The sequence below is a fragment of the Sphingomonas sp. 2SG genome (assembly GCF_005503285.1).
GTDB lineage: Bacteria > Pseudomonadota > Alphaproteobacteria > Sphingomonadales > Sphingomonadaceae > Sphingomonas > Sphingomonas taxi.
This window is the reverse complement of sequence record NZ_SCMZ01000045.1, coordinates 24176-31076: the sequence shown is the minus strand read 5'-3', so window position 1 is coordinate 31076 and position 6901 is coordinate 24176. Positions and strand designations below refer to the sequence as shown.

Genomic DNA, 6901 nt, shown 5'->3' with positions numbered 1-6901 from the left:
CCAAACCCCCGCATTCCCTTGTACCCAATAGTCCTCTAGGGCTGGCGCCATGCCTCTTCTGTTCGTCATGATCGGCGGTGCCCTCGGCTCCGCCGCGCGTTATCTCACCGGCCGCGCCGCGCTTACCGCGTTCGGGCCGGACTTTCCCTACGGCACGCTCGCCGTCAATCTCGTCGGCGGGCTGCTGATGGGCGTGCTCACCGCGATCCTCGCCCGCTCCGGCAGCCTCGCCGAACCGTGGCGCCTGTTCCTCGGCGTCGGCGTGCTAGGCGGCTTCACCACTTTCTCGAGCTTCAGCCTCGACGCCGTCGCGATGATCGAGCGCGGCGCACTCGCCCCCGCCTTCGGCTACGTGCTGGTGTCGGTGATCGGCTCGATCGCCGCGCTGTTCGCCGGGCTCGCCGCCACCCGCGCCCTGCTTGCCGGAGCCAGCGCATGAGCGACGCCAAGAACGACACCCGCGACGGCGTTCGCCAGTTCAACGTCGGCTATGACGACGATGGCATCCGCCTCGACCGCTGGTTCAAGCGCCACCTGCCCGAGACGAGCTTCACCACCGTCGCCAAATGGGCGCGCACCGGCCAGTTGCGCGTCGACGGCTCGCGCGTCACGCCGGGCGACCGGATCAAGGCCGGCCAGACGCTGCGCGTGCCGCCCCCCGAACCGGTGATCGAGGACACCCCCGACGCCCCCCGCCCCAAGCGCGAACGCCCGCCGCTGAGCGAGGATCAGATCGCCTATGCGCGCGAGATGGTGATCCACAAGGACCTGCAGGCACTCGTGCTCAACAAGCCGCCCGGCCTCGCGACGCAGGGCGGCACCAAGACCTCCGAACATGTCGACGGCCTGCTCGACGCGCTGCAATATGACGCGGAGGGGCGGCCCAAGCTCGTCCACCGGCTCGACAAGGATACGTCGGGCGCGCTGCTCGTCGCGCGCACCAGCCGCGCCGCCGCCTTCTTCGCCAAGGCCTTCTCGGGCCGCACCGCGCGCAAGGTCTATTGGGCGCTGGTCGTCGGCGTCCCCTCGATCGACGACGGCATGGTCGACCTGCCGATCGGCAAGCAGCCCGGCACCGGCGGCGAGAAGATGCACGTCGACGAGGAGAACGGCCAGGCCGCGCGCAGCCGCTATCGCGTCGTCGAGCGCGCCGGCAACCGCTGCGCCTGGGTCGAGCTGCAACCCTTCACCGGCCGCACCCACCAGCTACGCGTCCATATGGCGGCGATCGGCCATCCGATCGTCGGCGACGGCAAATACGGCGGCGCCGCGGCGTTCCTGACCGGCGGCGTCAGCCGCAAGATGCACCTGCACAGCCGCCGCATCCGCGTCGACCATCCCGACGGCGGCAGCATCGACGAGACCGCCGACCTGCCGACGCATTTCGCCGAAAGCCTGGCCACGCTGGGCTTCGACATCGCCAAGGGCGACGCGATGCCGTTCGAGGAACCGAAGAAAGGCCCGCCCCCCAAGGCGGTGCTCAAGCAGCGCGCCAAGGCGCACGCCAAATCGATGCGCAAGGAACACCGCGGCGAACGCCGCCGCCGCGGCAGCCCCGACTGAGTTGGGGGGCGCTATTAGGGCGCCCCCTCACCCCAAATTACCCGTCACCCCAACTCGTCCCAGACCTATGTAAAACTCCATCAGTGCTCCTGCGAACGCAGGAGCCCAGGGTCAAAAACGTCGTAAGCTGTTGTACTGCTTAACCCTGGGTTCCTGCTTTCGCAGGAACACAGCGCCAATTCAGCGGCTGAGGGGGCTTCCGCCGCGGTCTCGAACATGTGCGGCGTGACGGGGGTGTCGAACAACGTGCCGAATCCCGACCACGACAAGCCGCTAACATAAAACGCGAAACACGAACGTCTGTCCTACACCCCGTCGACAGGCGTATGCCCTAACCATGCACACCCCGCCCGCCCTCATCGTCCCGCCCGTGCGGCAGCACGAAGGCCCCGTCACGCCTTCGCGATATCCCGCCCCATCATATCAAAAACGGAAACGATACCCCCGGATCGTTTCCGTTAAGGTGTCCATGTTGTCCATGTCGTCCAACACCCTCTTCACCGCTCCGGCGCCGCCCGCTACGGCGACACGATGACCAAACTCGCCGTATTCGACTGCGACGGCACGCTCGTCGATAGCCAGGCCAACATCTGCCAGGCGATGGAGGCGACGTTCCGCATCGCGGACCTGCCCGCGCCGCCGCGCGCGGCGATCCGCCGCATCGTCGGGCTGAGCCTCGTCGAGGCGGTCCGCGCCTTGCTCCCCGACGCGGACGATGCGCTCCACCGCAGGATGGCAGCCGATTACAAGGAGGCGTTCTTCGAGCTGCGCACCAACGGCGCGATGACCGAAGAGCCTTTGTTCGAGGGCATCGCCGCGGTGATCGAGACGCTGGCCGCGCGCGGCTGGCAGCTCGGCGTGGCGACCGGCAAATCGGATCGCGGCCTCGCCCGCGTGCTCGACCACCACGGCCTGACCGATCGCTTCGTCACTCTCCAGACCGCCGACCGCCACCCCTCCAAACCCGATCCGGCGATGCTGCTCGCCGCGATGGCGGAGGTCGACGCGACGCCCGAGCAGACCGCGATGATCGGTGACACCAGCTTCGACATGGCGATGGCCAAGGCCGCCGGCGCGCGCGCGGTCGGCGTCGCCTGGGGCTATCACGACGTCCACGATCTGGTCCGCGGCGGCGCGCAGGTCGTCGCGACGCGCACCGCGGCGTTGCTGGAGATCCTGGCATGACCCCCGACGACACGCGCGCGCGCAAGCGGTGGCTGGCGATCGTCGGCAGCCGGCTGGCGGGCAGCGCCGGCGCGGTGTTCGGCCTGATCCTCGCCGCCCGCTCGCACGACTGGCCGGTCAAGGTGCTCGGCGTCGCGATCACGCTGTCGGCGCTCGCGGTGATCGCGATCGTGCCGGCGAGCCTCGCCCACCGCTGGCGGACGCCCCGATCATGAAGCGCTTCTGGACCGAGGTGACGATCGACGCCGACCGCGTCGTCACGCTCGACGGCCGACCGGTGCGCACCCCCGGCCGCGTGCCGCTCGCGCTGCCGACCGATGCGCTCGCCGCCGCGGTCGCCGACGAATGGCGCGCGGTGGCGGAAACGATCGATCCGCGCGCGATGCCGCTGACCGGCCTCGCCAATGCCGCGATCGACCGGATCGCGCCCGACCCCGCCGCCTTCGCCGCCGGCCTTTCGGTGTACGGCGAGAGCGACCTGCTCTATTATCGCGCGCTGTCACCCGATCTGCTGATCGCGCGGCAGCAGGCGGCGTGGGATCCGTGGCTCGACTGGGCGCGCGCCCGCTACGACGTACATTTCGAGACCACCGCCGGGGTCATGCATCGCGCGCAGCCCCCCGCGACGCTGGCGCGACTCGCCGAGGCGGTGGCGGCGCTCGATCCCTTCGGACTCGCCGGCCTGTCGCCGGTGGTGACGATCACCGGCTCGCTGATCCTCGCGCTGGCGCTGGTCGATCGGGCCGGTGACCCCGATACAATATGGACCGCGGCGAATATCGACGAGGATTTCCAGGCCGAACTCTGGGGCGCGGATTCGCTGGCCGTGCAGGCGCTCGCCAACAAGCGCCGCGACTATGACGCCGCGGTCGCCTTCCTCGCCGCGCTCAGGCCGTCCGCGTGAGCTTGCGGATGAAGCCGATCAGCCCGGTCTGACGCGAGCGTTTGAGCCGCTCGGCGGCGAGGATCGTCTTCACGCCCGCGAAACATTGCTCGACGTCGTCGTTGACGAGGACGTAATCGTAACCATCCCAATGACTTACTTCATTGGCAGCACGCGCCATCCGCGCCTCGATCACCTGGGCCGAATCGGTGTTGCGGTTGGTCAGCCGCGCCCGCAGCTCCTCCATCGACGGTGGGAAGATGAACACGCGCACCACGTCGCCGCCGGCGATCTGGAAGAGCTGCTGCGCGCCCTGCCAGTCGATGTCGAACAGCACGTCCTTGCCCGCGGCGAGCATCGTCTCGATCTGCGCCCGCGGCGTGCCGTAGCGATGGTCGAAGACATGCGCCCATTCGAGGAACTCGTCCGCCGCGACCATGCGGCGGAATTCCTCGAGATCGACGAAATGATAGTCCTTGCCGTCGACCTCGCCCGGCCGCATCGGCCGCGTCGTCACCGACACCGACATGCCGAGTTCGGGCTCGTCGGCGAGCAATTTGCGCGCGATGGTCGACTTGCCCGCACCGGATGGCGAGGACAGCACGAACAGCACGCCACGACGGCGAAAATGGTGCGGGTCGGCGGAATGGGTGGTCGGCATGCGCGCTAGTGGCGTCTGCCGGGGCCGGGCGTCAAGCGCAGCCGGCTGAAAAGTCGAGAAAGCGAAGATCCTCCCGCGCCGTGCACGAGAGGATCGTCCGATCAGATATCGCGCGACTGGCGCCGGCGATCATACGCCTTCTTGGCGACATAGCCGCCGCCGAGGATCAGGCCGAGCGGCCCCATCCGCCGCATCGCGCCCATCGACAGCGCGCCGATCGCTGCACCCTTCAGGCCGCCGCGACCATCGCGACGGTCCATTTCACGCCCGACGAGCGCACCGATAATCTTGCCGATCATGAGTCTACCTTTCCGAAAACCCGGTCCTTGAGTTCCGCCGCGCCGCGCAGCACCGCCCAGCCGACCGCATAGGTCACGGCAAGCGGCAGCACGATCTTGAGCACGTTGGCGGTCACCGCACCGATGATCGCGCCATCGGCGACGCCATCGTCGTCGCCCGACATCGAATCGATCGCCGCGCCGATCAGCGCGCCCGTGGTGGTGGTGCTCACGTCCGTCCCCTCCTAGCGTTGCGGCCATGGAAGCGCGCGAACGGCGGGGAAGTTCCTCGTAACGGGACCGTTCCGGAACGTTTCGCCCGGCGGGATCAACGCCCGATCATCGTCTCCGGCCGCACCAGCCGGTCGAACGTCGCCTCGTCGACCAGCCCGAGTTCAAGCCCCGCCTGTTTCAGCGTCTGCCCCTTCTGATGCGCGTGCTTGGCGATCTTCGCGGCATTGTCATAGCCGACCTCGGGGGCGAGCGCGGTGACGAGCATCAGCGATTGCTCGACCAGCTGTCCGATCCGCTCGCGATTCGCTTTCAGCCCGTCGACGGTCCGCTCGGCGAAACTCTGCATCCCGACGCTGATCAAGGCGATCGAGCGCAGCACGTTGGCACCGATCAGCGGCTTGAAGACGTTGAGCTCCATATGCCCCTGCAGGCCGCCGACGGTGACCGCAACATTGTTGCCCATCACCTGCGCGGCGACCATCGTCAGCATCTCGGCCTGCGTCGGATTGACCTTGCCCGGCATGATCGAGCTGCCCGGCTCGTTGGCGGGCAGTTCGAGTTCGCCGAGCCCCGAGCGCGGCCCCGATCCGAGCAGACGGATGTCGTTGGCGATCTTGGTCAGCGCCACCGCGAGCACGTTGAGCGTGCCGTGCAGGTCGACCAGCCCGTCGTTCGACGCCAGCGCCTCGAACTTGTTGGGCGCGGTGACGAACGGCAGACCGGTGAGCGTCGCGATCTCCGCCGCGACCTCTTCAGCGAAGCCTTCGGGTGCGTTCAGCCCGGTCCCGACCGCGGTGCCCCCTTGCGCGAGTGGCATGATGTTGCGTTCCAGCGTGCCGGCGATCCGGTGGCGCGCATTGGCGAGCTGCTGGACGTAGCCCGAAAATTCCTGCCCCAACGTCAGCGGCGTCGCATCCTGAAGGTGCGTGCGGCCGATCTTGACCAGATCGTCCCATTCGCGCGCCTTGTCGGCGAGCGCGTCGTGCAGCCGGTCGAGCGCCGGATAGAGCTGCCGCTTCACCGCCAGCGCCGCGGCGACGTGGAGCGCGGTCGGGAAGCTGTCATTAGACGACTGCCCCCGGTTGACGTCGTCATTGGGGTGGACGGGAGTCTTGCCGCCGCGGGTGCCGGCGAGTTGCTCGTTGGCGCGGCCGGCGATTACCTCGTTGACGTTCATGTTCGACTGGGTGCCGCTGCCCGTCTGCCAGATGACCAGCGGAAATTGATCGTCGAGCTGCCCCGCGGCGATCTCTGTAGCCGCGGCCTCGATCGCATCCGCCTTGTCCGCCGCCAGCCCATGCCGCCGGTTCACCCGCGCCGCCGCCTGCTTTACGATCGCCAGCGCATGGACGATCTCGACCGGCATCCGCTCGCGCGGTCCGAAAGGGAAATTCTCGAGACTACGCTCGGTCTGCGCCCCCCAATAGGCGTCGGCGGGAACGTCGATCGGGCCGATCGAATCGGTTTCGGTGCGCGTGCTCATGCGACGTAATATCAAATGCCGCACTACCCGATTCAAGGGTCGAGCGTCAGCCGCCTGTCTCGCCAGCATAATCCGTGGCATCGATGCGCCTATCCGGAAGGATGGAGCAACCTCGGCGCGGACCGCTTACTTCTTCCGCTTGAAGTCCACGCTCACGACGTTCGAACCATCCGCCGCGGGCGTGGCGGTCGGGCCGTCGTTCTCGGCTTCGTCATGCGGTTCGGGACCGTCATCGGGGTCCTCGGTCGCCTGGAAGCGCAGCTCGAAATTCACCGCCGGATCGTGGAAGCCGGTGATCGCCGAATAGGGGATCACGAGCTTCGAGGGCACCTGGTTGAAGCTCAGCCCGACCGAGAATTTCCGCTCGTCGACCAGCAGGTCCCAATAGCGGTTCTGCAACACGATCGTCATCTCGTCCGGAAAGCGCTCGATCAAGCGCTGCGGGATGTCGACGCCCGGCGCCTGCGTCTTGAAGGTGATGTAGAAATGGTGCTCGCCGGGCAGCCCGCCCGATTCGGCGACGGAGCCGAGCACGCGGCCCACGACGGCACGCAGCGCCTCCTGGACGATCTCGTCATACGGGATAAGGCTATCGGGAAGGCCGTCGGTCATGC

10 protein-coding genes are annotated in these 6901 nt (G+C 68.0%); 5 read left to right on the top strand and 5 right to left on the bottom strand.

What is annotated here, in order from left to right:
- Positions 1 to 49: 49 nt before the first annotated feature.
- From crcB to FFS23_RS15890, 5 genes are all read left to right on the top strand, one after another.
- A complete protein-coding gene (gene crcB, locus FFS23_RS15910) occupies positions 50 to 439 on the top strand; it encodes a fluoride efflux transporter CrcB (protein WP_171009524.1) in 390 nt (129 codons plus the stop codon).
- On the top strand, positions 436 to 1563 hold the full coding sequence (locus tag FFS23_RS15905; RefSeq protein WP_137899368.1) for an RluA family pseudouridine synthase: 1128 nt from the start codon (positions 436 to 438) through the stop codon (positions 1561 to 1563). The genes crcB and FFS23_RS15905 overlap by 4 nt, the downstream gene beginning before the upstream one ends.
- A 531-nt stretch (positions 1564 to 2094) precedes the next feature.
- Positions 2095 to 2748: an HAD-IA family hydrolase gene (locus FFS23_RS15900; RefSeq protein WP_137899367.1), complete on the top strand. Its 654-nt coding sequence runs from the start codon at positions 2095 to 2097 to the stop codon at positions 2746 to 2748.
- Positions 2745 to 2963 carry a hypothetical protein gene (locus FFS23_RS15895; RefSeq protein WP_137899366.1) on the top strand — a complete coding sequence of 73 codons (219 nt, stop codon included), beginning with the start codon at positions 2745 to 2747 and terminating at the stop codon, positions 2961 to 2963. The genes FFS23_RS15900 and FFS23_RS15895 overlap by 4 nt, the downstream gene beginning before the upstream one ends.
- Positions 2960 to 3652 carry an ATP12 family chaperone protein gene (locus FFS23_RS15890; RefSeq protein WP_137899365.1) on the top strand — a complete coding sequence of 231 codons (693 nt, stop codon included), beginning with the start codon at positions 2960 to 2962 and terminating at the stop codon, positions 3650 to 3652. Before FFS23_RS15895 ends, FFS23_RS15890 begins: the two co-directional genes overlap by 4 nt.
- Here FFS23_RS15890 and gmk read toward each other — a convergent pair.
- The 5 genes from gmk to FFS23_RS15865 all read right to left on the bottom strand — a co-directional run bounded on the left by gmk (position 3636) and on the right by FFS23_RS15865 (position 6899).
- Complete coding sequence (gene gmk / locus FFS23_RS15885) at positions 3636 to 4292, bottom strand: guanylate kinase (RefSeq protein ID WP_038662860.1); 657 nt, start codon at positions 4290 to 4292, stop codon at positions 3636 to 3638. The two genes, FFS23_RS15890 and gmk, sit on opposite strands and share 17 nt — an antisense overlap.
- 101 nt (positions 4293 to 4393) lie before the next feature.
- The gene (locus FFS23_RS15880) at positions 4394 to 4591 is read right to left on the bottom strand and encodes a hypothetical protein (protein ID WP_038662863.1); all 198 of its coding nucleotides are present in this window, start codon (positions 4589 to 4591) and stop codon (positions 4394 to 4396) included.
- Positions 4588 to 4803 carry a hypothetical protein gene (locus tag FFS23_RS15875; protein WP_137899364.1) on the bottom strand — a complete coding sequence of 72 codons (216 nt, stop codon included), beginning with the start codon at positions 4801 to 4803 and terminating at the stop codon, positions 4588 to 4590. Before FFS23_RS15875 ends, FFS23_RS15880 begins: the two co-directional genes overlap by 4 nt.
- Before the next feature lie 95 nt (positions 4804 to 4898).
- Positions 4899 to 6287, bottom strand: a complete 1389-nt coding sequence (gene fumC / locus FFS23_RS15870) for a class II fumarate hydratase (RefSeq protein WP_137899363.1) — start codon at positions 6285 to 6287, stop codon at positions 4899 to 4901.
- Between the two features lie 126 nt (positions 6288 to 6413).
- A complete protein-coding gene (locus FFS23_RS15865) occupies positions 6414 to 6899 on the bottom strand; it encodes an SspB family protein (RefSeq protein WP_038662873.1) in 486 nt (161 codons plus the stop codon).
- Positions 6900 to 6901 lie beyond the last annotated feature (2 nt).